The organism is Acinetobacter sp. YH12155 (assembly GCF_013418255.1).
Taxonomy (GTDB): domain Bacteria; phylum Pseudomonadota; class Gammaproteobacteria; order Pseudomonadales; family Moraxellaceae; genus Acinetobacter; species Acinetobacter indicus.
In genome coordinates, this window is the sequence record NZ_VPCK01000004.1 from 102576 (window position 1) to 129552 (window position 26977).

Annotated in this window: 22 protein-coding genes and 1 riboswitch; of the genes, 19 read left to right on the plus strand and 3 right to left on the minus strand. The window is 47.3% G+C overall.

From position 1 onward, the window contains the following. Nucleotides 1-86 precede the first annotated feature (86 nt). The 8 genes from gshB (at nucleotide 87) to lpxC (ending at nucleotide 9454) form a co-directional block, all read left to right on the plus strand. Nucleotides 87-1025 carry a glutathione synthase gene (gene gshB, locus FTU86_RS03765; RefSeq protein WP_104513186.1) on the plus strand — a complete coding sequence of 313 codons (939 nt, stop codon included), beginning with the start codon at nucleotides 87-89 and terminating at the stop codon, nucleotides 1023-1025. A 323-nt stretch (nucleotides 1026-1348) separates the two neighbouring features. Continuing rightward, entirely contained in the window at nucleotides 1349-2446 is a 1098-nt protein-coding gene (gene murG, locus FTU86_RS03770) for an undecaprenyldiphospho-muramoylpentapeptide beta-N-acetylglucosaminyltransferase (RefSeq protein ID WP_075167283.1), read from the plus strand. Between the two features lie 12 nt (nucleotides 2447-2458). Further along, a complete protein-coding gene (gene murC, locus FTU86_RS03775) occupies nucleotides 2459-3907 on the plus strand; it encodes a UDP-N-acetylmuramate--L-alanine ligase (protein ID WP_160240850.1) in 1449 nt (482 codons plus the stop codon). 56 nt (nucleotides 3908-3963) lie between these two features. Next, nucleotides 3964-4893, plus strand: coding sequence for a D-alanine--D-alanine ligase (locus tag FTU86_RS03780; protein WP_016658739.1), 930 nt, complete (start codon nucleotides 3964-3966; stop codon nucleotides 4891-4893). 3 nt (nucleotides 4894-4896) lie between these two features. After that, nucleotides 4897-5751, plus strand: a complete 855-nt coding sequence (locus FTU86_RS03785; RefSeq protein ID WP_005180814.1) for a cell division protein FtsQ/DivIB — start codon at nucleotides 4897-4899, stop codon at nucleotides 5749-5751. A gap of 65 nt (nucleotides 5752-5816) precedes the next feature. After that, entirely contained in the window at nucleotides 5817-7079 is a 1263-nt protein-coding gene (gene ftsA, locus FTU86_RS03790) for a cell division protein FtsA (RefSeq protein WP_005180811.1), read from the plus strand. Between the two features lie 160 nt (nucleotides 7080-7239). After that, nucleotides 7240-8427 carry a cell division protein FtsZ gene (gene ftsZ, locus FTU86_RS03795; RefSeq protein WP_005180810.1) on the plus strand — a complete coding sequence of 396 codons (1188 nt, stop codon included), beginning with the start codon at nucleotides 7240-7242 and terminating at the stop codon, nucleotides 8425-8427. Nucleotides 8428-8551: 124 nt separating this feature from the next. Then, on the plus strand, nucleotides 8552-9454 hold the full coding sequence (lpxC, locus tag FTU86_RS03800; RefSeq protein ID WP_005180809.1) for a UDP-3-O-acyl-N-acetylglucosamine deacetylase: 903 nt from the start codon (nucleotides 8552-8554) through the stop codon (nucleotides 9452-9454). Between the two features lie 97 nt (nucleotides 9455-9551). Here lpxC and FTU86_RS03805 read toward each other — a convergent pair whose 3' ends face one another. Continuing rightward, nucleotides 9552-9992 carry a hypothetical protein gene (locus FTU86_RS03805; RefSeq protein WP_016658741.1) on the minus strand — a complete coding sequence of 147 codons (441 nt, stop codon included), beginning with the start codon at nucleotides 9990-9992 and terminating at the stop codon, nucleotides 9552-9554. 108 nt (nucleotides 9993-10100) lie between these two features. On the opposite strand from FTU86_RS03805, the gene FTU86_RS03810 reads away from it, so the two are divergent. From FTU86_RS03810 to recJ, 10 genes are all read left to right on the plus strand, one after another. Beyond that, nucleotides 10101-10784, plus strand: coding sequence for a M23 family metallopeptidase (locus FTU86_RS03810; protein ID WP_005180807.1), 684 nt, complete (start codon nucleotides 10101-10103; stop codon nucleotides 10782-10784). 268 nt (nucleotides 10785-11052) lie between these two features. Next, nucleotides 11053-13755: a pyruvate dehydrogenase (acetyl-transferring), homodimeric type gene (aceE, locus tag FTU86_RS03815; protein ID WP_104505658.1), complete on the plus strand. Its 2703-nt coding sequence runs from the start codon at nucleotides 11053-11055 to the stop codon at nucleotides 13753-13755. 2 nt (nucleotides 13756-13757) lie between these two features. After that, nucleotides 13758-15779 carry a 2-oxo acid dehydrogenase subunit E2 gene (locus tag FTU86_RS03820; RefSeq protein ID WP_180048327.1) on the plus strand — a complete coding sequence of 674 codons (2022 nt, stop codon included), beginning with the start codon at nucleotides 13758-13760 and terminating at the stop codon, nucleotides 15777-15779. A 111-nt stretch (nucleotides 15780-15890) separates the two neighbouring features. Then, nucleotides 15891-16031: riboswitch (yybP-ykoY riboswitch) on the plus strand. A 71-nt stretch (nucleotides 16032-16102) separates the two neighbouring features. Then, entirely contained in the window at nucleotides 16103-16678 is a 576-nt protein-coding gene (locus FTU86_RS03825; protein WP_016658743.1) for a TMEM165/GDT1 family protein, read from the plus strand. A 182-nt stretch (nucleotides 16679-16860) separates the two neighbouring features. Beyond that, nucleotides 16861-17658 carry an MBL fold metallo-hydrolase gene (locus tag FTU86_RS03830; RefSeq protein WP_005180798.1) on the plus strand — a complete coding sequence of 266 codons (798 nt, stop codon included), beginning with the start codon at nucleotides 16861-16863 and terminating at the stop codon, nucleotides 17656-17658. 109 nt (nucleotides 17659-17767) lie between these two features. After that, nucleotides 17768-18133, plus strand: coding sequence for a YkgJ family cysteine cluster protein (locus FTU86_RS03835; protein WP_075167288.1), 366 nt, complete (start codon nucleotides 17768-17770; stop codon nucleotides 18131-18133). Nucleotides 18134-18312: 179 nt separating this feature from the next. Beyond that, nucleotides 18313-19779: an IMP dehydrogenase gene (gene guaB / locus FTU86_RS03840; protein WP_005180795.1), complete on the plus strand. Its 1467-nt coding sequence runs from the start codon at nucleotides 18313-18315 to the stop codon at nucleotides 19777-19779. A gap of 126 nt (nucleotides 19780-19905) precedes the next feature. After that, entirely contained in the window at nucleotides 19906-21243 is a 1338-nt protein-coding gene (gene glmM, locus FTU86_RS03845) for a phosphoglucosamine mutase (RefSeq protein ID WP_005180793.1), read from the plus strand. A gap of 11 nt (nucleotides 21244-21254) precedes the next feature. Next, nucleotides 21255-21911, plus strand: coding sequence for a pyridoxamine 5'-phosphate oxidase (gene pdxH / locus FTU86_RS03850; protein WP_180048328.1), 657 nt, complete (start codon nucleotides 21255-21257; stop codon nucleotides 21909-21911). Further along, nucleotides 21912-23612 (plus strand): single-stranded-DNA-specific exonuclease RecJ, encoded by a 1701-nt coding sequence (gene recJ / locus FTU86_RS03855; RefSeq protein ID WP_163170469.1) that lies wholly within the window; start codon nucleotides 21912-21914, stop codon nucleotides 23610-23612. It begins immediately after the preceding gene. Nucleotides 23613-23663: 51 nt separating this feature from the next. On the opposite strand, the gene FTU86_RS03860 is transcribed toward recJ, so the two are convergent. Together FTU86_RS03860 and FTU86_RS03865 are read right to left on the minus strand one after the other, a co-directional pair. Then, a complete protein-coding gene (locus FTU86_RS03860) occupies nucleotides 23664-24401 on the minus strand; it encodes a putative porin (protein WP_180048329.1) in 738 nt (245 codons plus the stop codon). 176 nt (nucleotides 24402-24577) lie between these two features. Then, nucleotides 24578-25354, minus strand: coding sequence for a putative porin (locus FTU86_RS03865; RefSeq protein WP_180048330.1), 777 nt, complete (start codon nucleotides 25352-25354; stop codon nucleotides 24578-24580). Nucleotides 25355-25796: 442 nt separating this feature from the next. Between FTU86_RS03865 and prfB the strand changes: the two genes are divergently transcribed. Beyond that, nucleotides 25797-26892 (plus strand): peptide chain release factor 2 gene (gene prfB / locus FTU86_RS03870; RefSeq protein ID WP_206862934.1). Its coding sequence is split into 2 segments (ribosomal slippage): nucleotides 25797-25868 and nucleotides 25870-26892, totalling 1095 coding nucleotides; the frame shifts between segments, so codons are not numbered across the junction. The last annotated feature ends 85 nt before the right edge of the window (nucleotides 26893-26977 follow it).

Consider the following 26977-nt stretch of genomic DNA (forward strand, 5'->3'; position numbering starts at 1 on the left):
CTGCAAAGCTTTACTCAAATTCAGAAAAACAGGCAGCGAATCTCCGTTATACTCCACATTATAGCAATTTTAAAAGAGCAGTCATTATGCGCGTACTTGTGGTGATGGACCCGATTGAAACGGTGAACCTGAAAAAAGATTCCACCATGGCCATGCTGTGGGCCGCGGCACGTCGGGGTCATGAACTCGGTTATGCACTACAACAAGATTTATATATTGATCAGGGCAAGGCTTTCGGTCTAATCAGCCCGTTAAAAGTCTTTGAAGATTACAACCATTATTATGAGCTGGGCGAAAAACAAAAAGAATCCATCGCAGCCTATGATGTGGTGCTGATGCGTAAAGACCCGCCATTTGATATGAACTTTGTCTATAGCACCTATATTCTGGAACAGGCAGAGCGCGAAGGAGCGTGGATTATTAACAAGCCGCAAAGCCTGCGTGACTGTAATGAAAAACTGTTTGCCACCCAGTTCCCGGAGCTGCAGGTGCCGACTTTGGTGACCTCTCAGCAAAGCCTGATTCGTGAATTTATTCAGCAACATGGCGATGTGATTGTGAAACCGCTCGATGGGATGGGCGGCATGGGCATTTTCCGTCTGTATCAGAATGGTGTGAATATTGGCTCTACCATTGAAATTCTGACCAATAACGGCACCCAGCCAATTATGGCGCAGCGTTATATTCCGGAAATTGTAGAAGGGGATAAACGCATTTTAATGGTCAATGGCGAGCCAATTCCGTATTGTCTGGCACGTATTCCGCAAAACGGCGAAGTGCGTGGCAACCTGGCCGCTGGTGGTCTGGGTGAAGCACGTCCATTGACCGACAATGACAAGGCAATTGCTGCCAAAGTCGGGCCATTTTTACGTGAAAAAGGTCTGGTATTTGTCGGTCTGGATGTGATTGGTAACTATGTCACTGAAATTAACGTGACCAGTCCAACCTGTATCCGTGAAATTGATGCCCAGTTCGGCACCTCAATTGCCGATACCCTGTTTGATGTACTGGAAGCCGGTCGTTAATCTATCTTTCAAAAGAGTCACCTTGGGTGGCTCTTTTTGTATTCTTAAGCGAGATTTGAGCTTGAAAAACTGCGTTGAGCAAGAAAATTATAGCGATTTTGTAAATCAAAACCAGTCGACATAATTCAGTGAAAAATGCAGGAAACTTAACAATTTCGGTGAATTAATAATAAAACTAGTTTAAACTTTCAAAACTGTTGAAAAAAACAATGAGCCGCTTGGTGAAAAAAAGTAAATAAACTTTCAAGCTCATACGATTGTGATTACAATTGAGCGCTTATAAAGAACTTTCATTAGCCATATTTGGATTGAAGAATTAGACCGTGACTGATGCAGCGCAAACCAAGCCTAAACATGTGATGATGATGGCCGCAGGCACTGGTGGCCATGTGTTCCCAGCCCTAGCCGTGGCAAAAGAACTCCAGCAGCAGGGAATCCATGTGTCCTGGTTAGCAACGCCTACAGGCATGGAAAACCGTTTATTACAAAACCAGAATATTCCGATTTATCAGATTGATATTCAAGGCGTGCGCGGTAACGGGCTGGCACGCAAACTGATGGCGCCTTTTAAAATTCTAAAAGCCACCTTAAGCGCCATGCAGTTAATGAAAAAACACAAAGTAGAGGCTGTCGCCGGCTTTGGTGGCTATGTGGCTGGACCGGGTGGTCTGGCCGCACGTCTGCTTGGTATTCCGGTCATTATTCATGAGCAGAATGCAATTGCCGGCTTTACCAATACCCAGCTGTCGCGTATTGCCAACACTGTTTGTCAGGCGTTCCCGGATACGTTTCCGGCCAGCACTAAAATTGTCACCACTGGCAACCCGGTGCGTAAAGAAATTAGCGCGACTCTAACCCCATCCTGGCGTTATCAGGAACGTGAAAAAGCAGGTTTGCCGCTGCGTATTTTAATTGTTGGCGGCTCTTTGGGCGCGCAGGCACTGAATGAACGTGTCCCTGAAGCCTTAAAACAGCTGAATGTACCTTTAAATGTGTATCATCAGTGTGGGCAAAATCATGCAGACAGCACCCGAGCGCGTTATGCCAACAAGCCGGACAGCTTAACGGTTGAAGTGCAACCCTTTATTGAAGATATGGCACAGGCCTATAGCGATGCCGATCTGATTATCTGCCGGGCCGGCGCACTGACGGTTACGGAAATTGCAACCGCGGGTGTGGCTGCGGTATTTGTGCCCTTGCCAAGTGCTGTGGATGACCATCAGACGGCCAATGCACAATTCCTGGCCAAGACGGGCGCGGCAAAAATCTGTCCGCAAGCCAGCATGACCCCGGACAGCTTAAAAGAACTGTTAATGCCGTTGATGAACCGCCAACTGCTCTCTGAAATGGCCAGCAAGGCGCGTCAACAGGCACAACCTAATGCAACCCAACATGTGGTTGCTTTAATTCAAGATTTGTAAACCGAGTAAACTATGTCTCCATCTATCCCTGCTGATCAAGTAAAAGAACTGATTAAAGTGCCTGAAATGCGTCGTATCAAACATATCCACTTTGTCGGGATTGGCGGCGCCGGGATGTGTGGCATTGCCGAGGTATTAAAAAACCAGGGCTATGATGTTTCCGGTTCAGATATTAAAGCCTCAAAAACTACAGCCCAGCTGGAAGAAAATGGCATTCGGGTGTTTATTGGTCATAGCGCAGATAATATTCAGGGCGCCAATGTACTGGTAGTCTCTACTGCAATTGATCCGGAAAACCCGGAAGTTAAAGCCGCTATTGAGAGCCGTATTCCGGTGGTGCGCCGTGCTGAAATGCTGGGTGAGCTGATGCGTTATCGTCACGGGATTGCCGTGGCCGGAACACATGGTAAAACCACCACCACCAGCCTGGTTACCTGTATGCTGGCAGAAGAAAATCTGGACCCGACTTACGTGATAGGCGGTTTGCTGAACCGTACCGGGGTTAATGCTGCACTGGGTGCGAGCCGTTATATTGTGGCTGAAGCCGATGAATCAGATGCATCTTTCCTGCATCTGGAGCCAATGGCAGCGATTGTCACCAATATTGATGCCGACCACATGGATACTTATGGCGGCAGCTTTGACAAGCTAAAAGATACCTTTATTGAATTCCTGCACAAACTGCCATTCTATGGTTTGGCAGTGGTTTGTGGTGATGATGCCAACATCCGTGAAATTATGCCGCGCATTGCCCGTCCGGTGCTAACCTACGGCTTTAATGAAGACAATGATATTCGCGCAGTCGATGTTGATCAGGACGGTATGCGTACCCACTTTACCGTATTGCGTAAAGACCGCGAGCCACTGCGTGTTATCGTGAATCAGCCAGGTCTGCACAATGTACTGAATGCCTTGGCCGCCATTGGTGTGGCGACGGATGAAGGTGTTTCGGATGGTGCGATTTGCCGTGCACTGGAAGGCTTTAGTGGTGTAGGTCGCCGTTTCCAGGTGCAAGGTGAATTTGAACTGGACGGTGGCAGCATCAAACTGGTCGATGACTATGGTCACCATCCTAAAGAAGTGGAAGCCACCATTAAAGCAGCGCGTCAGAGCCATCCGGACCGCCGTCTGGTGATGTTGTTCCAGCCGCACCGTTTTAGCCGTACCCGTGACTGTTTTGATGACTTTGTTGAAGTGTTATCGCAGGTCGATCAACTGCTGTTGCTGGAAGTGTATCCTGCCGGTGAAAAAGCTATTGTGGGTGCCGACAGTCGCAGTCTGGCACGCAGTATCCGTCTGCGTGGTCAGGTTGAACCGATCCTGATTGATCCGGTTGAAGGCAATCTGGAAACACTGGTACAAAAAGTGTTACAACCGAATGATTTATTATTGACCCAAGGTGCGGGTAATGTAGGAGCAATCTCCATCGAGCTTGCTCAAAATAAATTGTATTTAAAATAATCACCCAAAGTGATATTTGAATTTGGTCGCTCAGTGTAAAGTTTAAGGATATAAACGTGTCAAATGCTTCAAAGTTCGGCAAAGTTGCCGTGTTATTTGGTGGAAAATCTGCCGAGCGTGGGGTGTCTCTGGATAGTGGACAGGCAGTGCTCGATGCGCTGCTGCGCGAAGGCGTTCAGGCAGAAGCGTTTGACCCGAAAGATCGTAGTGTGACCGAACTGGTCAACTATGATCGTGCCTTTATTGTCCTGCACGGCCGCGGCGGTGAAGATGGCCAGATTCAGGGTGTACTGGAATGGCTGAATGTGCCGTATACCGGTACTGGCGTACAGGGTTCAGCCATTGGCATGGACAAGGTCAAAACCAAACAGGTCTGGCAAGGTTCCGAGCTGCCAACAGCGCCGTATCGTATTGTCACCAAAGATTCAAACCCGGCTGATATTGTCGCTGCATTGGGTTTACCACTGATTATCAAGCCGGTACATGAAGGTTCCAGTATTGGCATGAGCAAAGTCGAACGTATTGAAGACTTTGCTGAAGCGATTGCCAAAGCCACCGAGCATGATGCAGTGGTAATGGCCGAAAAATGGATTACCGGTCGCGAATTCACGATTGTATTACTGAATGGTCAGGCCTTGCCGGTGATTCGTCTGGAACCGCCTAAAGATGTGGCGTTCTATGACTATGAAGCCAAATACAACCGTAATGATGTGCAATATGGCATTCCATGTGGCTTAACCGAGTCGGAAGAGCAGCAGTTACAGGTCTTGGCCCTGCGTGCGTTCCAGGCGGTAGGTGCCAGCGGCTGGGGCCGTATTGATGCAATGCAGGATGAACAAGGCAATTTCTGGCTGCTTGAAGTCAACACTGTACCGGGCATGACCAGTCACTCACTGGTGCCAAAAGCCGCGCAGGCGGTGGGCTACAGTTTTGATGCCTTGTGCGTGGCAATTCTTGAACAAACCTTAACGGATGCGACCCACTAAGCCATGGCTCAACTTCCTGCTTCCATGCGCCGTAAACGCGCAGCGATTACCTCGATTCACGATAAGCCACCGACGCGTAAAGAAAAGCTGACGAACCTGGGTGGATGGGTATTGCTGTGCGTGGCGATTGTGGTATTGGCAGCAGGAATCTATGGTCTATATAAAGTCATGACCGATGCACGCGTGGCTGAACTGGACGTGGTCGGTACTCGTTCCAATGCCGAACTGCGCCAGGTCATGACCCATGTTTCGCCAGTGGTCACAGATAACTATTTTACTTCCGATCTGGAACAGATTCGTGATACCGCACTGGAACTGTCCTGGGTCGATCGGGTGGTGGTGTCACGCGCCTGGCCGAATGCCATCCGTTTACGGGTCATGCCACGCCATGCGATTGCGCGCTGGGGCACCGGACGTTTACTCAGTGACAGCGGTGATGTGTTTTCGGAAGTGACACCCAAGAATAATCAGCATCTGCCGTTATTACATGGCCCGATGCATCAGTCCAAAATGATGATGCGTCGCTATAATGAAATTAACCAGTTATTTTTACCGGTGAATCTGCGTTTAAAAGAGTTATATCTCACTGACCGGATGACCTGGTTTATGCAGTTTGATTCTGGCCTGCGGGTGATTGTGGATCAGGATCAGACCATGAGTAAATTGCAGCGTCTGAGTCATCTGGCGCAAAGTGACTTCAAGCCGGTATGGTCCAGGATTTCTGCAATTGACCTGCGTTACCGCAATGGTCTGGCGATCCAGTGGAAAAACTCGGTGGCACCAAAAATTGCCAATGGTCATTTTGTTGTAACGATTGATGACACAAGCATTGCGAATGCAATAGCAGCAAAGCCATAATACTTGGCTTTAAAAATAGAGGCATTAAGCCATTAATTAAACAAACATGTGATGGTAGTAAATAAATGAGTGAAGCTGTTCCCTCGGTTGTTGCGATTGACATTGGGACACACAAAGTTTCAGTTTTGATTGGTAAGGTACACGCGCCAGACAATATCCAAGTGATTGGTATGGCTACCGCTCGTAACCGAGGCATGAATAAAGGAAAAATTGTAAGTCTCGATAAAGTCATTACAGCCATTAAAAATGCCGTTCAAGAAGCAGAAGATATGGCGGAATGCCGGGTGCATTCAGCCTGGATTTCTATTCCAAGTGCAGAATTAAAAAGTTTTTATGCTGCGGGGCGTACCCCGATTGAAAATAGTGACCACACAATTACAACAAGTGAAGTGGTTCGTGCCTTAGATCTGGCCAAAGCCAGCCATTTAACTTCAGATCATTATCTGGTCAGCGCGGTGCCGTTGGGCTTTGATCTGGATGATTCCGGTGAATGGGTACAAAACCCGATCCGTATGTCGGCGCATAGCATGACCGGTCATTATCAGCTGATGATGCTGCCGATTAGCACCATGCAGAATCTGGACCGTGCCTTAAAAGGGGCCAATATTGGTGTAGAAAAAATGGTGGTGTCGCATCTGGCCACCGCTGAAGCCAGTTTACTGAAAGATGAAAAAGAATATGGCGTGTGCCTGGTTGATATTGGCGCCGGTACCACCAATATTGCGGTCTATCTGGATGGTCGTCTGGCGCTGTCACAAACCCTGCAGCGTGGCGGTGAGCATGTGACCCGTGATATCGCGGCGGTATTGCAGACCACCACCGAAGAAGCCGAGCGGATTAAACTGCTTTACGGTTGCGTCGATTTAAAAGTGGTCAAACCTGATCACATGATTCAGATTCAGGGCATTGATGGTCCGCAAACCATCAGCCGGATTGAACTGTCGGAAATTATTATTGCGCGTTATGAAGAAATTTTTGCGCAAATCCGTCAGGAACTGGAAAACAGTGGCGCCATTCATGGCTTATATCATGGTGTGGTGCTGGCTGGTGATGCCTGTCAGATTGAAGGCATGGTCAGTCTGGTACGCCGCACCCTGGGTGTGTCTGCGCATTTGGGCAATCCGCCGGTACAGGTTTATGCCGATGAACCGCATCAGGCTGCCTTGCGCCGTTCGCAGTATGCAACCGCAGCGGGCGTGCTGATGTATAGCCAGAGCTACAGTCAGGACACCATTGTCGAAACCGAAGACCCGGAGACCTTATCGGTCTGGGCGCGTGTAGGTCGTGCCTGGTCAGGACTCAACGAAAAACTGAAATCAATTTTTTAGTTGATTTTTTAGGGAATATTGTTAGGAAGTTGTACGGATTATCGCTTGTACTTGACAAGGCAGCCGTTGGACAGCATTCTTAAAAACAATTTTTTATTAAGATCAAGGCAGTATACGGGCTGAAGTGACTGCCAATTATGAATTAGGAAAGCTAAAGGTCATGGCCTCATTTGAATTTTTTGAAGATGATCAAACCGATAACAACGGTCAAGCCCGTTTCACTGTATTTGGTGTAGGTGGTGCAGGCGGTAACGCCGTACAGCATATGCTGGAATCAGATATCCAGGGTGTGAAATTTGTCTGTGCCAATACCGATAAACAGGCACTGGACCGCATGAATGCACAGTGCAAAATCCAGCTGGGTGAGCAAAGTACCCGTGGTCTGGGCGCAGGGGCTAATCCGCAAGTGGGTCAAACCGCTGCTGAAGAAAGCCGCGAGCTGATTCGCCAGCAGTTAGAAGGCACCGATATGGTGTTTGTGACTGCCGGTATGGGCGGCGGTACCGGTACCGGTGCTGCACCTGTTGTCGCTGAAATTGCCAAAGAAATGGGCATTTTAACTGTCGGTGTCGTAACCACACCGTTTAACTTTGAAGGTAAACGCCGTCTGCAATCTGCAGAAAAAGGTATTGAAGCTTTAGAGCAGCATGTTGATTCCCTGATCATCATTCCAAACCAGCGCTTGTTAAAAGTGTTCCGTGACATTTCCATGAAAGATGCTTATAAAAAGGCAGATGACGTGCTGTTAAATGCCGTGCGCAGTATCTTTGATTTAGTGGTACGTCCGGGTCACATCAACCTTGACTTTGCCGATTTGAAAACGGCCATGAGTACCCGTGGCTATGCCATGATGGGTGTCGGTCTGGGGCGTGGTGAAAACCGTGCCCGTCAGGCAGCAGAGCAGGCGATTCGCAGTCCGTTACTGGATAACGTGACCATCATGAATGCCAAAGGTATTCTGATTAACGTGACCGGTGGTGATGACGTGACCTTTGGTGAAATTGAAGAAATTACCGATGTTGTCAACCAGATTGTCGATCTGGATGAAGGCCAGGTATTCTACGGTACCGTATTTGATCCGGATGCGCGTGATGAAATCAGCGTGACCGTAATTGCCACCGGTTTGACCCGTAATTCAGCCGATGCGGTTGAGCCAGTCAAGCGTTCTTCAGTGGTGCAGTCTGCACAGGCAACGGCTCAACAGCCGGTTGAAGAAGATGATGTTCCGGCCATTCAGCGTCAGGCAGAGGCAGCGCCAGCCATCAATGCGACTGCAGGCAGCAGCAATAATTCACGTCCAACGCCAATGAGTATTCAGGAATATCTTAAAAATCAACAACGTAAATAATTTTTACGATATAGATTTTTATTCCAGAACTTGTAAAAGGTAGCCAAATGGCTACCTTTTTGTTTTTTATCAATGGCTAAATATGCTAACGTATAGCGGTTTTATATACAGATGAATTGAGAGCATGTTGAAACAACGTACCCTAGAACGTGTCGTGAAAGCGAGTGGTATAGGTCTGCATAGTGGACAGAAAGTCATGATTAACTTTGTGCCGCACCATGCTGACGGGGGAATCGTGTTTCGCCGTATTGACCTGAATCCACCGGTCGATATTCCGGCCGATGCCATGCTGATTCAGGAAGCCTTTATGTGCTCGAATCTGGTTCAGGACAATGCCAAAGTCGGCACCATTGAACACATTATGAGTGCGCTGGCGGGTCTGGGAATTGATAACCTGATTATCGAGGTATCCGCCTCTGAAGTGCCAATTATGGACGGCAGTGCCGGTCCCTTCATCTATTTATTAATGCAGGGTGGTTTAAAAGAGCAGGATGCGCCAAAAAAATTCATCAAGATTTTAAAACCGGTTGAAGCGCTAATTGATGATAAACGTGCCATCTTCACCCCGCATGACGGTTTCCAGCTCAATTTCACCATCGATTTCGATCATCCCGCCTTTAAAAAAGAATATCAGTCTGCCACTATCGATTTTTCTACCGAAACCTTTGTCTATGAAGTCAGTGAAGCACGCACCTTTGGCTTTATGAAAGATCTGGATTATTTAAAAGCCAACAATCTGGCCTTGGGTGCCAGCCTGGAAAATGCCATTGGGGTCGATGACACTGGTGTGGTCAATGAAGAGGGCCTGCGTTTCTCGGATGAATTTGTTCGTCACAAAATATTAGATGCGGTAGGTGACCTGTATTTGCTCGGTCATCAAATTATTGCGAAATTTGATGGATATAAATCGGGTCATGCACTGAATAACCAGCTCTTGCGGAATGTGCAAAAAGATCCAAGCAGCTATGAAATTGTAACATTTGATGACATTAATCAATGTCCAATTCCGTATGTGAGTGTGACATAAGTCATTGTCTTTCCTTGGTGATGTTATAATGTAACATCTAAAAAAGTGAACTAATTCTCGTTTTTATCGGTTTTGTATTTTTTAGATTGGCGCAATGTTACTTTTTATTGCTTGCCAAACGTAACAAAGCTTGGCTAAGCTTAGGGTCGCTCACAAAGTCAGCAGCACCGCGAAGCATTTCCTGGGTTTCTGTACTGAGTGTTCTTGAAGATTTTTCCTGTTTTGGGGGCGTTTGCAACTGCGGTTTTAACCGGACCTGAATCTTGTGTAAATCTTGAAGTTCTGCCAATTGTGATAGCTGAGCAACATACTGTTTTTGCAAATAGGCCAGTTGACTCACCATCGCCTGATTGGTGCCAGTAATGGTAAGAATCCCTTGCTGATAACAAACAACCTGCCAAAGTTCGGGTTGGGGCAACAAGGGTTGAATAATTTGAGTAAGTTTCTGCCAGGCAGCAACTTGCGTTGAGAGAAACGTTAGGTTTCCTGTTTTTATGTGTTTTCTTGTTTGGCGAAAGACGTTACAAGGCTCGGACATACATATTTCCTTCATGTTTATGTCTTAATCTTATGCGCTCCTTTCAGTGAAGATCAAGGAAGAGATCACCAAGGAACTCTGAGTAAGAACAGTTTTTATGAGGTTTTTATGCATACGCGACGTATTTTATTAGCGTTTTCTTTGGCGGCTTCTGCGGCGTCAGTGGCTTTTGCTGATCTGGTTGACTTAAACAGCCAAAATTCATCGACAGACCGTATTGAAGAATTGACCCGCACCCTGGCACAAGGGACCTATAGCGAGTCACAAGACATCAATATTCCGGCGCAAACTGAAATTAATGTCAAACTGCGTGAAAAAACGGTTGAATTAAACAACGAATCTTTAGCGAAAAAATACGGTTCAGCGTCTTCTGCGAAATCTTATAGCGCTAATCCATATAGCTGGTTAGTGGCGCATCCTTTACCCAATGCCCGCGTGAGCTCAAACTATGGCGGTCGTACCATGAATGGTCGTGCTGAACGTCATTCAGGTTTAGATTTAGCAGCGCCAAGCGGCACACCAATTTATGCCACTGGCCCGGGTATCGTAACTAAATCAGGTTGGGGTACAGGTTATGGTCAATATGTTGAAATTAACCATGGCAATGGCTATTTAACCCGTTACGCTCATGCATCACGCTTAATTGCACGTGTCGGCGACCGTGTTGCTGCAGGTGAGCATATTGCAAACGTGGGTTGTACAGGTCGTTGTACCGGTCCTCATTTACATTATGAAGTAGTAAAAGACGGCGTTCGTAAAAACCCATCGACTTACCTGGCAATGCTGCCTTAACAGCTTGCGGCTTTTGCTCAAAAGGCCTAATTTTTGAGCACGTCATGCATTAAGACCTTATAACGATTATATTATCACTCAAAAGAATATTGTCTGTATATTAAACCGCCGCTATTGGCGGTTTTTTGTTATTTTGGGTAATAAAACGTCAATAGATATTTTTTCTCGAAATACTAGTCTAAAGTCGTATTCACCGATAGCCATACCTTTAGAAAGCAGAAATATGGTACATATAAACCATATAATTAGGATTCAGGAATGACCGACTATGGCGTATTATGGTGATACCGACGCGCAGGAAACCCAAGAGTGGCAGGACGCGTTTGATTCAGTTTTGCAGCACATGGGAACCGAGCGTGCGGCATTTTTATTAGAAAAACTTTATCAACGGGCAATCGCGAAACACGTTCCCATTCAGCGTCTAAATACGCCTTATTTAAATACCATTTCAGTTGAAGAGCAACCACCAATGCCGGGTGATCAGGATATGGAGCGTCGTATCCGCGCCCTGATTCGCTGGAATGCACTGGCGATGGTGCTGCGTGCTAACAAAACGGGCGATGATCTTGGTGGTCACCTGGCCAGTTTTGCTTCTTCTGCCACCCTTTATGATGTTGGCTTTAACCATTTCTTCCGTGCCAATAGTGATAACTTTGGCGGCGACATGATCTATTATCAAGGTCACTGTGCTCCGGGTATCTATGCACGTTCTTTCCTTGAAGGTCGTCTGACTGAAGAACATTTAAATAACTTCCGCCGTGAAGTGGGTGGTAAAGGTTTGCCATCTTACCCACACCCATACCTGATGCCAGACTACTGGCAGTTCCCGACCGTATCCATGGGTCTGGGTCCGATCATGTCAATCTATCAGGCGCATATTCAAAAATACCTGATGAACCGTGGCCTGATCAAAGAAGAAGACCGTAAAGTCTGGGCTTATCTGGGCGATGGCGAAATGGATGAGCCGGAAAGCCTGGGTGCGATTTCACTGGCGGGTCGTGAGAAGCTGGATAACCTGATCTGGGTGGTGAACTGTAACTTGCAGCGTTTAGATGGTCCGGTACGTGGTAATGGCAAGATCATTCAGGAACTTGAGTCATTATTCCGTGGTGCTGGCTGGCGCGTGATTAAAGTTGTCTGGGGTCGTCATTGGGATCCGCTACTGGATAAAGACAAATCTGGTGCACTCAAAGCGATTATGGAAGAAGCAGTAGATGGTGATTACCAGCGCTATCAGGTGAAAGGTGGTGCTTATGCACGCGCACATTTCTTTGGTAAATATCCAGAAGCAGAAGCTTTGGTTAAAGACCTGAGCGATGAAGATATTGATAATCTGAACCGTGGTGGTCATGATCCGTACAAAGTTTTTGCTGCCTATGCAGAAGCGACCAAGGCCAAAGGTCAGCCAACGGTCATTCTGGCAAAAACCGTAAAAGGTTATGGTCTGTCTGATGAAATTGAAGCGGTGAACAAGACGCACCAAATCAAGAAAATGCAGCTGGAATCATTGAAGTACGTACGTAACCGTTTCAACCTGCCATTTACCGATGAGCAGCTGGAAGAAGTGCCATTCTATCGTCCAAGTGAAAACTCGCCTGAAATTAAATATATGAAGGCGCGTCGTGAAGCACTGGGCGGCTACTTGCCGGCACGTCGTAAAGACAGCGAGTCTCTCGCGATTCCTGAGCTGTCGGTGTTTGATGCAGTGCTAAAAGGTTCAAACGGTAAAGAACAATCGACCACCATGGTGATGGTGCGCCTGATCTCTGCGCTGTTAAAAGAAAAAGCCATTAAAGACCGCGTGGTGCCAATTGTTCCAGATGAAGCGCGTACCTTCGGTCTGGAAGGCATGTTCCGTCAACTGGGTATTTATGCCGCACATGGCCAGAAATACACTCCGGAAGACCAGGAACAGTTGATGCATTACCGTGAAGCCAAAGACGGTCACATGCTGCAGGAAGGGATTAATGAAGCCGGTGCAATGAGTGCCTGGGCGGCGTTGGCGACCAGTTATTCGACCAATAACCTGCCAATGATTCCGATGTACATGTACTACTCGATGTTTGGTTTCCAGCGGATTGGCGACATTGCCTGGGCAGCCGGTGATGCACAGGCGCAAGGTTTCTTGCTCGGTGCAACCGCAGGCCGTACTACCCTGAACGGTGAAGGTTTACAGCACCAGGACGGTCACTCGCACATTCTGGCCAATACCATTCCAAACTGTGTCTCTTATGACCCATGTTTCGGTTATGAACTGGCGGTTATCGTCCATGACGGTTTACAACGCATGTATGTCAATCAGGAACGTGTATTCTATTACCTGACGGTTATGAACGAGAACTACGAGCATCCTGAAATGCCGCAGGGCGTTGAAGAAGGCATCAAGCGCGGTATGTATCTGCTTGAAGAAGATGAGAAAGCCACGGTTCAGCTTCTTGGTTCCGGCGTGATTCTGCGTGAAGTGATTAAAGCCGCGAAAATCCTGCGTGAGGAATACCAGATTCACTCCAATGTCTACAGCGTGACCAGCTTCAACGAACTGGCGCGTGATGGTATGGCATGTGAAGAATACAACCGTCTGCATCCGCTAGCGGAAGAAGCCAAAGAGCCGTGGGTATCGAAACAGCTGCGTGGTACGGATGGTATTGTGGTATCTGCAACTGACCATATGCGTGCTTATAGCGAACAAATCCGTGCTTATTTGCCAGACAGCCGTCCGTTTGTGGCGCTGGGTACAGATGGTTATGGCCGTTCGGATACACGTGCCAACCTGCGTAGCTACTTTGGTGTCGATGCCGCGCACATTGTGGTGGCGACCTTGAAGAAACTGGCCGATGAAGGCGAAGTTGATGCGCGTCTGGTCAAAGATGCCATTTCAAGCTTTGAGCTGGATACCGACCGTCCGGTCGCGTGGGCACCACAGGCTACGCCTGAGCTGCACGCTGTGGCTGACTACAAAGAGGAGAACTAATCATGCACATTACGACTCCTGATATTGGTGTAGATAAAGCCACCGTGGCTGAAATTCTGGTCAAAGTCGGCGATAGCATCGCGGTCGATGACAGTATTGTGTTGCTGGAATCCGACAAAGCCTCTGTTGAAGTGCCAAGCACTTCAGCCGGGGTGGTGAAAAGCATTCTGGTCAATCAGGGTGATGAAGTCGCAGAAGGCGCGGTGCTGATTGAACTGGAAGCCGAAGATGGAACGTCACAAGCCGTTGAACCACAACTGGCTGATGCACCGCAAAAAACGTCTGAAAATACCCCGACCTCATTGTCTGATCAGGACATTATTGCGGAAGTGAGCAGCCATCAACCTGCGGCAGCCTCGCAAAACCAGACAGCAGCGGCTGGCAGCGCTGTAACCGTTGAAGTGAAAGTGCCGGATATTGGTGTAGAAAAAGCGCTGGTTGGTGAAATTCTGGTTCAGGTCGGCGATCAGATTGATGTCGATCAGAGCATTGTGGTGGTGGAATCGGACAAAGCCACGGTGGAAGTGCCAAGTACGGTATCGGGTACGGTGGCCTCTATTGAGATTCAGGCTGGCGATAGCGTCAAAGAAGGTGTGGTGATTCTGACCGTGGCCACGGCAGAGGCAGCACCAGCAGCTGAACAGTCGCAAGCTCAAGCCGAACAGCAACCCGCTGCTCAGGCGGCGCCTGAACCCAAAGCTGAACCAGCAGCGCCAGCTTCTGCAGCACCGGCGGGTGATGTCGAAGTGAAGGTCCCGGATTTAGGGGTTGATAAAGCCGCGGTTGCAGAAATTCTGGTTCAGGTCGGTGATACGGTCGAAAAAGATCAAAGTATTATTGTGGTGGAATCGGACAAGGCCACGGTTGAAGTGCCAAGTACCGCCGCGGGTGTAATCAAGGCGATTCATGTCGAGCTGGGCCAGAATGTGTCAGAAGGCATTGCCTTGGTGACTATTGAGGCGGAAGGTCAGACAGCGCCTGCACCGCAAGCAGCAAAAGCTGAAGCGCCAGCACAAAAAGCCGCACCTGCTGCGCCAGCCGCACAGGCCTCAAGCGCTGTACCGAGTACACATACTGCAGACAAGCTCACCAAAGAGCAAAATGCAGCGAACTCGAAAGTATATGCTGGTCCTGCAGTGCGTAAACTGGCACGTGAACTGGGTGTCATCTTGGCCGATGTCAAAGCTTCCGGTCCACATGCACGGGTCATGAAAGAAGACTTGGTGGCCTATGTGAAGTCGCGTCTGACAGCACCGCAAACTGCTCCGGCGGCCGCAGCGGTGGCAGCAGCACCATCGGGCTTGACGAAATTGCCAAGTTTCGATGCGTTTGGTGGTGTGGAAGAGAAAGCTTTAACCCGCTTGCAGCAAGTGTCCATTCCGCAGCTGTCTTTAAACAACTACATTCCGCAAGTAACCCAGTTTGATGCAGCAGACATCACCGAACTGGAAGCATGGCGTAATGAGCTGAAAGGCAACTTCAAGAAAGAGGGCATCAGCCTGACCATTATGGCCTTTATCATTAAGGCAGTGGCGTACTTGCTGAAAGAAGAGCGCGAGTTTGCCGGTCACTTGTCTGATGATGGTAAGTCCGTGCTGCTCCGTAATGAAATCCATATGGGGATTGCGGTAGCGACACCAGATGGCCTGACGGTACCGGTACTGCGTAATCCGGATCAAAAATCAATTAGGCAGATTGCAGTTGAATTGGGCGAGCTGGGCCAAAAAGCGCGTGACAAGAAACTGTCGCCGAAAGACCTGCAAGGCGCCAACTTTACCATTTCCAGCCTTGGCGCAATTGGCGGCACCGCCTTTACGCCGCTGGTGAACTGGCCGCAAGTGGCAATTCTGGGGATTTCTCCTGCCACCATGCAACCGGTTTGGAATGGCGAAGGCTTTGATCCACGCTTAATGCTGCCGTTGTCGCTGTCTTATGATCACCGTGTGATTAATGGCGCAGATGCAGCCCGATTTACCAACAAGCTGACCAAGCTGCTCAAAGATATCCGGACTTTGTTAATCTAAAACTCCGCTTGGTGTTTCTCTGTGACGGAGAACGTGCAAAGTTGAAAAACCCTGCTTCGGCAGGGTTTTTGCTTTTGGTACTTGAGTTTTTTCTGTGGCCGATTACAATAACAGCACTTCATTGGGGAGTAGCCGCTTTTTACGCAAAGTAAAAAGGTGATGGTCAACATATTTGCTCAACAGGGCATGGTCATCATAGCAAAGAACCAAAATGCTTTTCTCAAGCTTTCTTTTGTTGGCAAGACCTTTGATTTATCACTCTGCAGATTTGGCTAGCAGGAGGGATAGGTCATTGGTATGTGTGCTAGCCAGAGAAATCCATCATGTATGAATTCCTGATCTCAACTGCAATTGTCGCTTTGGCTGAAATGGGTGATAAAACCCAGCTGTTGGCCTTGTTACTGGCGGCCCGCTTCCGTAAACCGCTGCCAATTTTACTGGCGATTCTGGCCGCCACCCTGATCAATCACGGTTTATCTGCAGCCTTGGGACAATGGATTACCACCATTTTAAGTCCTGAAATTCTGCGCTGGATTCTGGCGCTCGGTTTTATTGGGATGGCCATCTGGATGCTGATTCCCGATCAGCTGGATGATGAAAATGAAAGCATCAACAAATGGCAGAAATACGGGGTGTTTGGTGCTACCTTTATTCTGTTCTTCCTGGCAGAAATTGGTGATAAAACCCAGATTGCAACCGTGGCGCTGGCTGCGCGTTTCGACAGTATTTTCTGGGTGATGATTGGTACCACCTTGGGGATGATGATTGCCAATGCGCCGGCAGTATTTATCGGCAATAAAATGGCAGAGAAATTACCGGTATCCTTGATTCATAAAATTGGCGCACTGATTTTCCTGATCATCGGGGTCAGCACCTTGCTGCAATATTATTTCTTTTAAAGGCTGCTACTGATTTTGGCCCAATCTTCCTGGTTGGGCTTTTTTATGGGCTGAACCTGACCCGTGCTTCTACAAAATAGTTGAAAGTTAAATTGTATATTGATTGTAAGTTGGCGGAATACCCTTTATTTTATAGGGAATTAAAAATTTAATGTAAAGATAAGATTTTTTGGGGACAAGGTATGGCGTTCGATCGCACCACATCACAAGTATTATTTGATAATGGCACGCATAAATGTATCAGTTTCACCAGTCTGGTCAAAGGTGAGGGCGTACAGGCCAACCAGTTTCTGATTCTGGACAATGACCGTGCCGCAGTTCTGGACCCGGGCGGCGATTTGACCTATGTACCGCTAACCATGGAACTGAATAAATATACCCGCCTGACCAATCTGGACTATGTGATGGCATCACATCAGGACCCGGATATTATTACCTCAATGCCGCGCTGGCTGGTGTATACCGATGCCAAAGTGGTGGCTTCGAAATTGTGGGCGCGTTTCTTGCCGCACTTGAACTCGGCCTTTATGAGTGACCGGATGAAAGGCAACTGGCTGGAGCGTCTGATTGAACTGCCAGATCATGGCCAGGTGATTCCATTGGGACAGGCATCCATTGTCGCCATTCCTGCGCATTTTCTGCATTCGGTCGGTAATTTCCAGTTTTATGATCCGGTGGCCAAAATCCTGTTTTCCGGCGATATGGGCGCTTCAATGGTCGAAGATGCGTCCAAGCCGTTAGAAAACTTTGCCGCGCATATTCCAAAAATGAAAGCTTTCCATCAGCGTTATATGTGTGCCAATAAAGTCATCCGTTTATGGGTGAATATGGTGCGTCAAATGGATGTCGAAATGATTGTACCGCAGCATGGTACCGCGTTTGTGGGCAAGGAGCAGATCAACCAGTTCCTGGACTGGATTGAAACGCTGGAATGCGGTGTCGACCTGATGGATGAGTCGGTATTTACCTGTCCGACTTAAGCCAAAAAAATCGCGTAAAAAAACTGAAAAAATAACTTGAGTGTAAAAACAACATTTTTTATATTTTCTTCCCCAAAAAAACTCTTTTTTGATGACGAGAATTTTAACAATGTTGTCTCAAGTTGCTTCCTCAGATGCGTGTCTTAGCTGCGGCGCATGCTGCACCTATTTTAGAGTTTCATTTTACTGGGCAGAAGGCATTCCCATGCCTGAGCATTATACCGAACCGGTAAATGCCCTCTATTCATGCATGAAAGGAACCAATCAGGCCAATCCGCGTTGTATTGCGCTGGAAGGAACGGTCGGACAACAGGTCAGCTGCTCCATGTACGAGCAGCGCAGTTCTAGCTGCAAAGAGGTACAGATTGCCGATGAGCAGTGCAATAAGGCACGCCGTGCACATAATCTGATTCCTTTAGTGCTGGTCGAAGCGGCCAATGATGGCCAGGACCCGGATTTTGACCGGGTCAGTTAAAGACTTCAGCATCCAGATGCTGTTATCGTAGAAAAGCAGGCCACGGCCTGCTTTTTTCATCAGCAAACTCATCCGAATTGTCAGGATGCGCGGAATAAATAATTATTTATGCAATAACAAATGAAATTTATAGCAAGATTTGTTTATAATAGCGCACGGAAATTACCAGTGAGACTGTTATGTTGACCATCGTTCAAGAAGCGCTAACCTTCGATGATGTCTTATTACTCCCTGCCTACTCAACTGTCCTCCCAAAAGATGTCTCTCTAAAGACACGTTTAACTCGCGGCATTAATCTGAATATTCCTCTTGTGTCTGCAGCTATGGATACGGTGACTGAATCCCGTATGGCCATTGCAATGGCGCAAAATGGCGGTATTGGTATCCTGCATAAAAACATGGATATCGCAGCGCAGGCGGCTGAAGTACGTCGTGTGAAAAAATTTGAAGCCGGTATGGTCAAAGACCCGATCACTGTGACCCCAGAAACCACAGTACGTGAACTGATTGCCTTAACTCAAGCCAACAACATCAGCGGTGTTCCTGTGGTGAAAGATGGTAAAGTGGTGGGCATCGTCACCGGTCGTGATACACGCTTTGAAACCAATCTGGAGCAGCCGGTCAGCAACATCATGACCGGTCAGGACCGTCTGGTGACGGTGCGTGAAGGCGAATCAAAAGAAAATATCCAGGCACTATTGCAACAGCACCGTATTGAGAAAGTACTGGTGGTGGGTGAGAACAATGAACTGCGTGGTTTAATTACGGTCACTGATTTCCGTAAAGCAGAACTTTATCCAAACAGCTGTAAAGATGACCTCGGTCGTTTACGCGTAGGTGCTGCAGTCGGTACCGGTGTAGAAACCCCAAGCCGTGTAGAAGCGCTGGTTGAAGCTGGTGTGGACGTGATTGTAGTCGATACTGCACACGGTCACTCTGCCGGTGTAATTGAACGCGTACGCTGGGTAAAACAGAACTATCCGCAAGTGCAGGTCATTGGTGGTAACATCGCAACGGGTGATGCTGCGCTTGCGTTATTAGATGCTGGTGCAGATGCAGTGAAAGTCGGTATTGGTCCGGGTTCTATCTGTACCACCCGTATTGTGGCCGGTATTGGTATGCCGCAAATCTCGGCGATTGACTCTGTAGCAAATGCATTAAAAGAACAGATTCCATTGATCGCGGATGGTGGTATCCGTTTCTCTGGCGATATGGCCAAAGCGATTGGCGCAGGTGCCAGCACGATTATGGTCGGTTCACTGCTGGCTGGTACTGAAGAAGCACCGGGCGAAGTTGAATTCTTCCAGGGCCGTTATTACAAGGCTTATCGTGGTATGGGTTCATTGGGTGCCATGGCGGGTGCAACCGGTTCTGCAGACCGTTACTTCCAGGACTCTAAAGCCGGTGCTGAAAAACTGGTGCCAGAAGGTATTGAAGGTCGCGTACCGTACAAAGGCCCAATGGGTAATATCGTGCATCAGATGATGGGTGGTTTACGTTCATCAATGGGTTATACCGGTTCTTCAACCATTGAAGACCTGCGTCAGAATGCCAAATTCGTGAAGATTACTGCAGCCGGTATGTCTGAATCTCACGTGCATGATGTGACCATTACCAAAGAAGCACCGAACTATCGCGTTGGTTGATTTTTGGTAATTCGCCTTATAGAAAAGCCGTCATAAATGTGACGGCTTTTTTAATTTTGGTGTAAAGTAAGCGTGTTGAAACAGGATGATGAAAATCACCATAACCCTATAAGAAGTGAGTAAGACATGAGTTATTTTGGAACCGATGGTATACGTGGCAAGTTTGGGGAGCTTCCAATTACACCAGAGTTTGCATTGAAACTAGGTTTCGCGGCAGGTAAAGTTTTAAAAAAATACAGCAAGAAAAATAAACCGATTGTGGTACTGGGCAAAGATACCCGTCTGTCAGGTTATATTCTGGAATCGGCGCTACAGGCTGGTCTGAACGCTGCCGGTATTTATGTACATTTACTGGGGCCATTGCCGACCCCCGCGATTGCACATTTAACCCGTGCCTTACATGCCAGTCTGGGCATTGTCATTTCTGCATCGCATAACCCGTATTTTGATAACGGGATTAAATTCTTCTCCAGCGAAGGCAAAAAACTGCCGGATGAACTGCAGGAAGCGATTAATCAAGAACTCGAAAATGAAATTCAGATTGAAGATAACGCCAATCTGGGTAAAAGCTTCCGCGTTAAAGACTCTGCTGGACGTTATATCGAATTCTGTAAATCGACCTTTCCTTATCACTTTGATCTGAACCATTTAAAAATTGTGGTCGATTGTGCCAATGGTGCAGCCTATAACGTCGGTCCGGCGGTATTTAAAGAACTGGGTGCCAAGGTCATTCCGCTATATAACACCCCAGATGGTCTGAATATTAATGAAGATTGTGGTTCGACCCATCCGGAACAGTTACAGCAGGCGGTGGTAGAACATCAGGCGGATTTGGGCATTGCCTTTGATGGCGATGCTGACCGGGTAATTATGGTCGACAAAAATGGTGAGCAGATCACCGGCGATCATATTCTGTATATTCTGGCGACACAGGCTAAAAACAAACCGGCAGGTATTGCCGGAACCGTCATGAGCAATATGGCACTGGAACTGGCGTTAGAAAAAGCCGGAGTCGAGTTTGTTCGCGCCAAAGTTGGTGACCGCTATGTATTGCAGGCGCTTGAGGAAAATGGCTGGAATATCGGCGGTGAGCCATCGGGCCATGTCCTGACTCTGGATAAAAGCACCACTGGTGATGCGATTATTGCCGCATTACAGGTCTTAACCGTCATGGTAGAGCAGGGCAAAGCCCTGCATGAACTGGTTGCCGATTTTAAACTGTTCCCGCAAGTGCTGGTGAATGTACGTTTAGAGGCCATGTTTGACCCGTATGCCGTGCCCGCTTTAGTGGAAGAATTTGGTAAAGCAGAAGCGCAGCTGCAAGGCCGTGGCCGTATCCTGATTCGTAAGTCAGGCACTGAACCGGTGATTCGTGTAATGGTCGAAGGGGATGACCAGCAGGAAGTGACCGTACTGGCCAACCATCTGGCCGATGCCGTGCGTCATCATGCGATTGCTGCCTAAGGGGAGTATAGATGTCTGATTTAATTAAAGACTTAAGTGAATTACGTTTAAGCTATCAAAAAGGCGAGCTGCATGAGTCAGCCGCTTTGGCTGATCCGCATCAGCAGTTCTTAAACTGGTTTAATCATGCGCTGGAAATTAAACTGCATGAACCTTATGCCATGTCTTTGGCTACAGCCAATGCGCAGGGCCGTCCGCATGTGCGTACCGTGCTACTGCGCGGTGCAACCGAACTTGGTTATGACTTTTATACCAACTATGACAGCCAGAAAGGCACCGACTTACTGGAAAATCCTTATGCGGAATTGCTGTTTTACTGGCCGGAACTGGAACGCCAGATTCGGGTTGGCGGCCGGGTGAGTAAAATTCCGGAGGAAGAGTCGCATCTGTACTATAACAAGCGTCCACGTGACAGCCAGATTGCGGCGCATATCAGTACCCCGCAAAGTGGTGTGATTGCCAGCCGTGAAGCGTTGCAACAGCGTTTTGCACAGCTTGCTGCCCAGGTGGGTGAGCAGGATGTACTGAGCAAGCCGGAATTCTGGGGCGGTTATCGTCTGGAACCGGATTATTATGAATTTTGGCAGGGGCGCCCGAATCGTTTACATGACCGTTTAAGTTATGAAAAAACCGATGGGGCATGGACACTGCAACGATTGATGCCTTAAATGTCGAATATACAGATTAAACAACGACCTTTTCTGACACGCCCTGAAAGTTTTCAGGGCGTGACGCCGTTGATTGCCCAGATTTTGGCGCGACGTGGTGTGCAATCCGAGCAGGAACTGGAACTGAAGCTGAAACACTTGCTGGCGCCGACTATGAAAGGGCTGGATCAGGCCATTCAGCTTCTGGATCAGGCCATTGACGAGCACAAAGAGATTGTCATTGTCGGTGATTATGATGCCGATGGTGCCACTAGTACCGCCTTAATGGTACTGGCCTTGCGTGAATTGGGTGCCAAGGTGCAGTATCTGGTGCCGGACCGGTTTAAATATGGGTATGGCCTGACCCCGGCAATTGCCGATCTGGCCTTTACCCGTTTTCAGCCTGATTTATTAATTACCGTTGATAATGGTATTTCCAGTCATGCCGGCGTGGAACAGGCGCAAGCACATGGTATGCAGGTTATTATTACCGACCATCACCTGACCACCAAAGCCACACCAGCGGCGGATGCCGTCGTCAATCCGAACCAGCTCGGCTGCGAATTTCCGAGTAAAGCGCTGGCTGGCGTCGGGGTGGCATTTTATGTCTTGGCCAACCTGTCCAGCTATCGTAAAAAACAAGGCAAATCCAGTTCCAATCTGACCCAATATCTGGATCTGGTGGCCTTGGGCACCTATGCCGATGTGGCCAGTCTGGACTATAACAACCGTATTCTGGTGGATGCCGGACTGAAAAAAATCCAGCAACATCTGTGTCGGCCGGGAATTTCAGCACTGCTGGATATAGCCGGACGAGAGGCAGCCAGCCTAAAAGCCCAGGATTTAGGTTTTGTGTTGGGACCACGGATTAATGCCGCGGGCCGAATGGAAACCATGGATATTGGTATTGAATGTCTGCTGGCCAATGATGCACAAACTGCTTATCGCTTCGCTGAACAGTTAAACCAGTTAAATGTAGAGCGTCGTCAGGTTGAAGGGCAGATCAAGCAGGAAGCATTGCAGGAACTGGAAAAAATCCAGCTCGATGCTAGCGAACTGCCTGCGGCCTTAATCATGTTTGAGCCGCACTGGCATCAAGGGGTGATTGGTATTGTCGCAGGTCGGCTGAAAGAACAGTTCCATCGCCCGAGTATTGTGTTTGCGGCTGATGAAGATGGTATTCATATTAAAGGGTCGGCACGTTCCATAGATGGCATTCATATCCGTGATGCGATTGAACAGGTAGCCGAGCAGTATCCGCATCTGGTCAGCCATTTTGGTGGACATGCAGCTGCGGCCGGACTGACCATTCAAAAAGCTCATTTTCAGGAATTTAGGCAGATTTTTGAACAGCTGATTGCCAGCATGGACCCTGAGCTGTTTCAGGCCACCTTATGGACCGATGGCGAATTGCCGGTAGAAGATTTTCATCTAGACACTGTGCATACCTTGCAGCACTTGGCGCCGTGGGGGCAGAAATTTCCACCGCCAATTTTTGAGGGGCAATTTCAGATTGTGGATTATCGTTGGCTCAAAGATGTACATCTTAAATTACGCGTGGCTTTGGAAAATGGGCAGGTGATTGATGCGATCGCCTTCAATGCAGCCGATAAATATGAATTTGATCCGATGAAAGATACGCGCTTGGTGTATGAGCTGGATAAAAATGTCTTTAATGGCAATGTCAGCCTGCAAATGCGGATTATCCATTTAGAACAATAGGCCATAAAAAACCGCTCAAGTGAGCGGTTTTTTTGCTTTTCATCGGAGCGATTAGAAGCGGTATGCACCACGTACACCAAAGGTATCAGTATTGTCACCAAAATCAATTGAGCCTTCTAGGCTAACTTGTTGGTTAAAGAATTTCTTCGCACGGATTGTGAATACATCATTTGCTGCATGATCAGAATCAGAGAAACCAAGACCGACACTGAAAGTTTTATCGAGGTATAGGTCTGCACCTAAATTATATGCATCGATATCACCGAAGCTTGCACCACCTTCAAAGTTCATGTCATATTGACCCACTTGCGTTACATATTTAGCACGTAAAGTTGGATCAATTTCATCGTCTGCATTGTCTTCAGAAATACCTACAAGACCAAGTGCTACTAATAAGCCAGGAACAGGTAAATAACCAACTTCAGCGGTATAACCTGTTTGATCCCCGAAATCGTTATCAGAATGAGATATATCAGCACTTAGGTAGAAATCGGAATTTGGAACAAAGTATTCAATACCTGCATCAATGCCAAACGTGTCTGAATCATCTTGATAGCTTAATGCACCATTTACATTGCTGGCACGGTTTAAGAATGCAGCTTCATTTAGAGGCGAATTTTTGACTTGGACCGAGTTGAAGTAGTAAGTCCCATCGATAGCAAAACCTACATCTGAACCACCTTGGTCACGATCAATAATATCAATTGAGGCTCCAACTTCAGTTTGGTAAGCATGTGCAGTTCCTAGGCCAGCAAGAAGTGCTGTAGCAAGCGCAAGTTTTTTAAGCATTTAGATTTCTCTCTTTGTTATAAGAATATGACTGTTTGATGAACAGTTGTAACAAATTGTACAGTTTATATTCGCTCAGTCAATGTGCAAAAACTACCTAAATGCTGGTTAAGAGTGCAATAAAAAAACCCATCCGAGGATGGGTTTTTTATAAATGACTAATCTGTGGTTTTAGATTAGAAGCGGTATTTCGCTGCTACACCAAAAGTATTATAGTCATTGTTGAACTGTTCACCAAAGCCGACACGGCCTTCCAGGCTCACTTGCTGGTTAATGAACTTACGTGCATTGATACCGAATTCGCTGCGATCCGTAATATCATTGTTGTGATAATCAGCACCGACACTGAAGGTTTTGTCAATGAAATAATCTGCTGCCAGATTGTATTCGTCTAGATCACCAAAAGCTGCACCTGCTTCCAGGTTGATATCTTTACCATTACTAAGTGTAGTCACGTATTTGGCGCGAAGTGTTGGATCTACACCATCATCATTGTCGTTATCCCAACCTTTTACACCCGCCGCAATCAATAGACCTGGAGCTGGTAAATAACCAACTTCTACACCGTAAGTAGTTAAATCGTTATCAATCTTATCATTATCTTGCAGATCATGACCATTCACGTTACCGCTCAGGTAAAAGTCAGAATTCGGTACGAAATACTCTGCACCTACGCCATAACGATGCGCTTCACTGTCACCAATCTCATTATATTGATAGTGAGCATTTACGTTACTGGCACGATCAAGGAAAGCTGCCTCTGCTAATGGTGCATTACGTGTTTGAACTGGATTGAAGTAATATGTACCATCAACACCGAAAGAGCCACTGGTTCCACCGTTATCAGGATCAAATACGCCTGCTGATGCACCAATTTCAGCTTGGTATGCGTTCGCAGTACCAGTGATAGCCAAAGCTGAAAGTAGGGCTGATGCGATTGCTAATTTTTTCATGGAAATTACCCCTCTGAAATCTGGTTAACAGTTAAACTTTTTGTTACAACTTTTAGTCTAGGCTAAAAAATTTCAGCGTCAATCATCAGAAAGTTACCGCATTGTTTCAGTCGTAAGTTTGTGTAATGATTCGATCTTAAGTTATTGAAATAAAAATGAAATAATTAAATGTTTTGTTTTATTAAAACTATGTAGATTTTGTGAATTTTCTAAATATTGACTATAAAATCATCAAATATGTGTCAGTTCTCCTTCAACGCTAGAGCAAATGGAAATTGCAGATCTAAATATTTCAGGCAAATTTAAGCTGAATATGCGTAGGCAATGGCCGTCTAAGTTTATATCCATCATTTTAGCTGAGCGGATGCAGGCGCCTCTTACTCCTGATTGGCTCTATGCTACAATACACGGGTTTTATCGATATTTTTTTGAGAGCATTCACGTGGAAATTAATCCTTATCTAAACCAGCTAAAAGACTTGAACGAACGTGGTCAAACACTACGGGGGTATCTTTGACTACGATCTTAAAAAAGAGCGTTTAGAAGAAGTTCTCCGTGAATTGGAAGATCCGGCCATCTGGAATGACCAGAACCGCGCCCAAGCCATGGCCAAAGAAAAAGGCGAGCTTGAGAACGTTCTGAATGTATTAGACGGTCTGGCAACACAGCTCGAAGATGCGCAGGCAATGCTGGATCTGGCGGTGGAAGCCGATGAAGAAGCCATGCTGGAAGATGTGCAGGCCGAATTGAACGCCGCTGAAGAAGAGCTGGCAAAACTTGAATTCCGCCGGATGTTTAACAATCCAATGGACCCGAATCCGTGCTATGTCGAAATTCAGGCCGGTTCTGGCGGTACCGAAGCACAAGACTGGGCTTCAATGCTACTGCGTATGTATATGCGCTGGATTGAGCGTCATGGCTTTAAGGCCGAGCTGATGGAAGAATCAGACGGTGATGTGGCCGGGATTAAATCTGCGACTATTCGTGTAGAAGGCGAGTATGCTTATGGCTGGTTGCGGACTGAATCGGGTGTCCATCGTTTGGTACGTAAGTCACCATTTGACTCGGGTAACCGCCGTCATACGTCATTCTCTGCAGTGTTCGTTTCACCTGAAGTAGATGACAATATTGAAATTGAAATCAATCCGTCAGATGTCCGTACCGATACCTATCGTGCATCGGGTGCTGGTGGTCAGCACATTAACAAAACTGACTCTGCCGTGCGTTTAACCCACATTCCAACCGGTATTGTGGTGGCCTGTCAGAACCAGCGTTCACAACATGCCAACCGTGACCATGCCTGGAAGCAATTACGTGCCAAGCTGTATGAGTTGGAAATGAACAAGCGTAATGAAGCTGCACAGGCATTGGAAGATTCCAAGTCTGATATCGGCTGGGGTAGCCAGATCCGTTCTTATGTACTGGATGACTCGCGGATTAAAGACCTGCGTACCGGTGTCGAAAACTCCAACACAGGTGCAGTGCTGGACGGTGATCTGGACAAATTTATTGAAGCGAGCTTAAAGCAGGGGCTTTAAGCCGCTGGCAATAAGAAAGTATCAACAACAAGGCACTAGCAGTGTAAAACTAATATATCTAAAAAAATCGATATATAAATCGAAA

Coding starts and splice junctions, on each gene's coding strand:
- lpxC (WP_005180809.1), top strand. CDS start 8,552: ATGTTGAAACAACGTACCCTAGAACGTGTCGTGAAAGCGAGTGGTATA.
- ftsA (WP_005180811.1), top strand. CDS start 5,817: ATGAGTGAAGCTGTTCCCTCGGTTGTTGCGATTGACATTGGGACACAC.
- FTU86_RS03830 (WP_005180798.1), top strand. CDS start 16,861: ATGGCGTTCGATCGCACCACATCACAAGTATTATTTGATAATGGCACG.
- FTU86_RS03785 (WP_005180814.1), top strand. CDS start 4,897: ATGGCTCAACTTCCTGCTTCCATGCGCCGTAAACGCGCAGCGATTACC.
- FTU86_RS03820 (WP_180048327.1), top strand. CDS start 13,758: ATGCACATTACGACTCCTGATATTGGTGTAGATAAAGCCACCGTGGCT.
- aceE (WP_104505658.1), top strand. CDS start 11,053: ATGGCGTATTATGGTGATACCGACGCGCAGGAAACCCAAGAGTGGCAG.
- glmM (WP_005180793.1), top strand. CDS start 19,906: ATGAGTTATTTTGGAACCGATGGTATACGTGGCAAGTTTGGGGAGCTT.
- FTU86_RS03825 (WP_016658743.1), top strand. CDS start 16,103: ATGTATGAATTCCTGATCTCAACTGCAATTGTCGCTTTGGCTGAAATG.
- FTU86_RS03865 (WP_180048330.1), bottom strand. CDS start 25,354: ATGAAAAAATTAGCAATCGCATCAGCCCTACTTTCAGCTTTGGCTATC.
- FTU86_RS03805 (WP_016658741.1), bottom strand. CDS start 9,992: ATGTCCGAGCCTTGTAACGTCTTTCGCCAAACAAGAAAACACATAAAA.
- FTU86_RS03810 (WP_005180807.1), top strand. CDS start 10,101: ATGCATACGCGACGTATTTTATTAGCGTTTTCTTTGGCGGCTTCTGCG.
- guaB (WP_005180795.1), top strand. CDS start 18,313: ATGTTGACCATCGTTCAAGAAGCGCTAACCTTCGATGATGTCTTATTA.
- FTU86_RS03835 (WP_075167288.1), top strand. CDS start 17,768: ATGTTGTCTCAAGTTGCTTCCTCAGATGCGTGTCTTAGCTGCGGCGCA.
- pdxH (WP_180048328.1), top strand. CDS start 21,255: ATGTCTGATTTAATTAAAGACTTAAGTGAATTACGTTTAAGCTATCAA.
- recJ (WP_163170469.1), top strand. CDS start 21,912: ATGTCGAATATACAGATTAAACAACGACCTTTTCTGACACGCCCTGAA.
- ftsZ (WP_005180810.1), top strand. CDS start 7,240: ATGGCCTCATTTGAATTTTTTGAAGATGATCAAACCGATAACAACGGT.
- FTU86_RS03860 (WP_180048329.1), bottom strand. CDS start 24,401: ATGCTTAAAAAACTTGCGCTTGCTACAGCACTTCTTGCTGGCCTAGGA.
- murC (WP_160240850.1), top strand. CDS start 2,459: ATGTCTCCATCTATCCCTGCTGATCAAGTAAAAGAACTGATTAAAGTG.
- gshB (WP_104513186.1), top strand. CDS start 87: ATGCGCGTACTTGTGGTGATGGACCCGATTGAAACGGTGAACCTGAAA.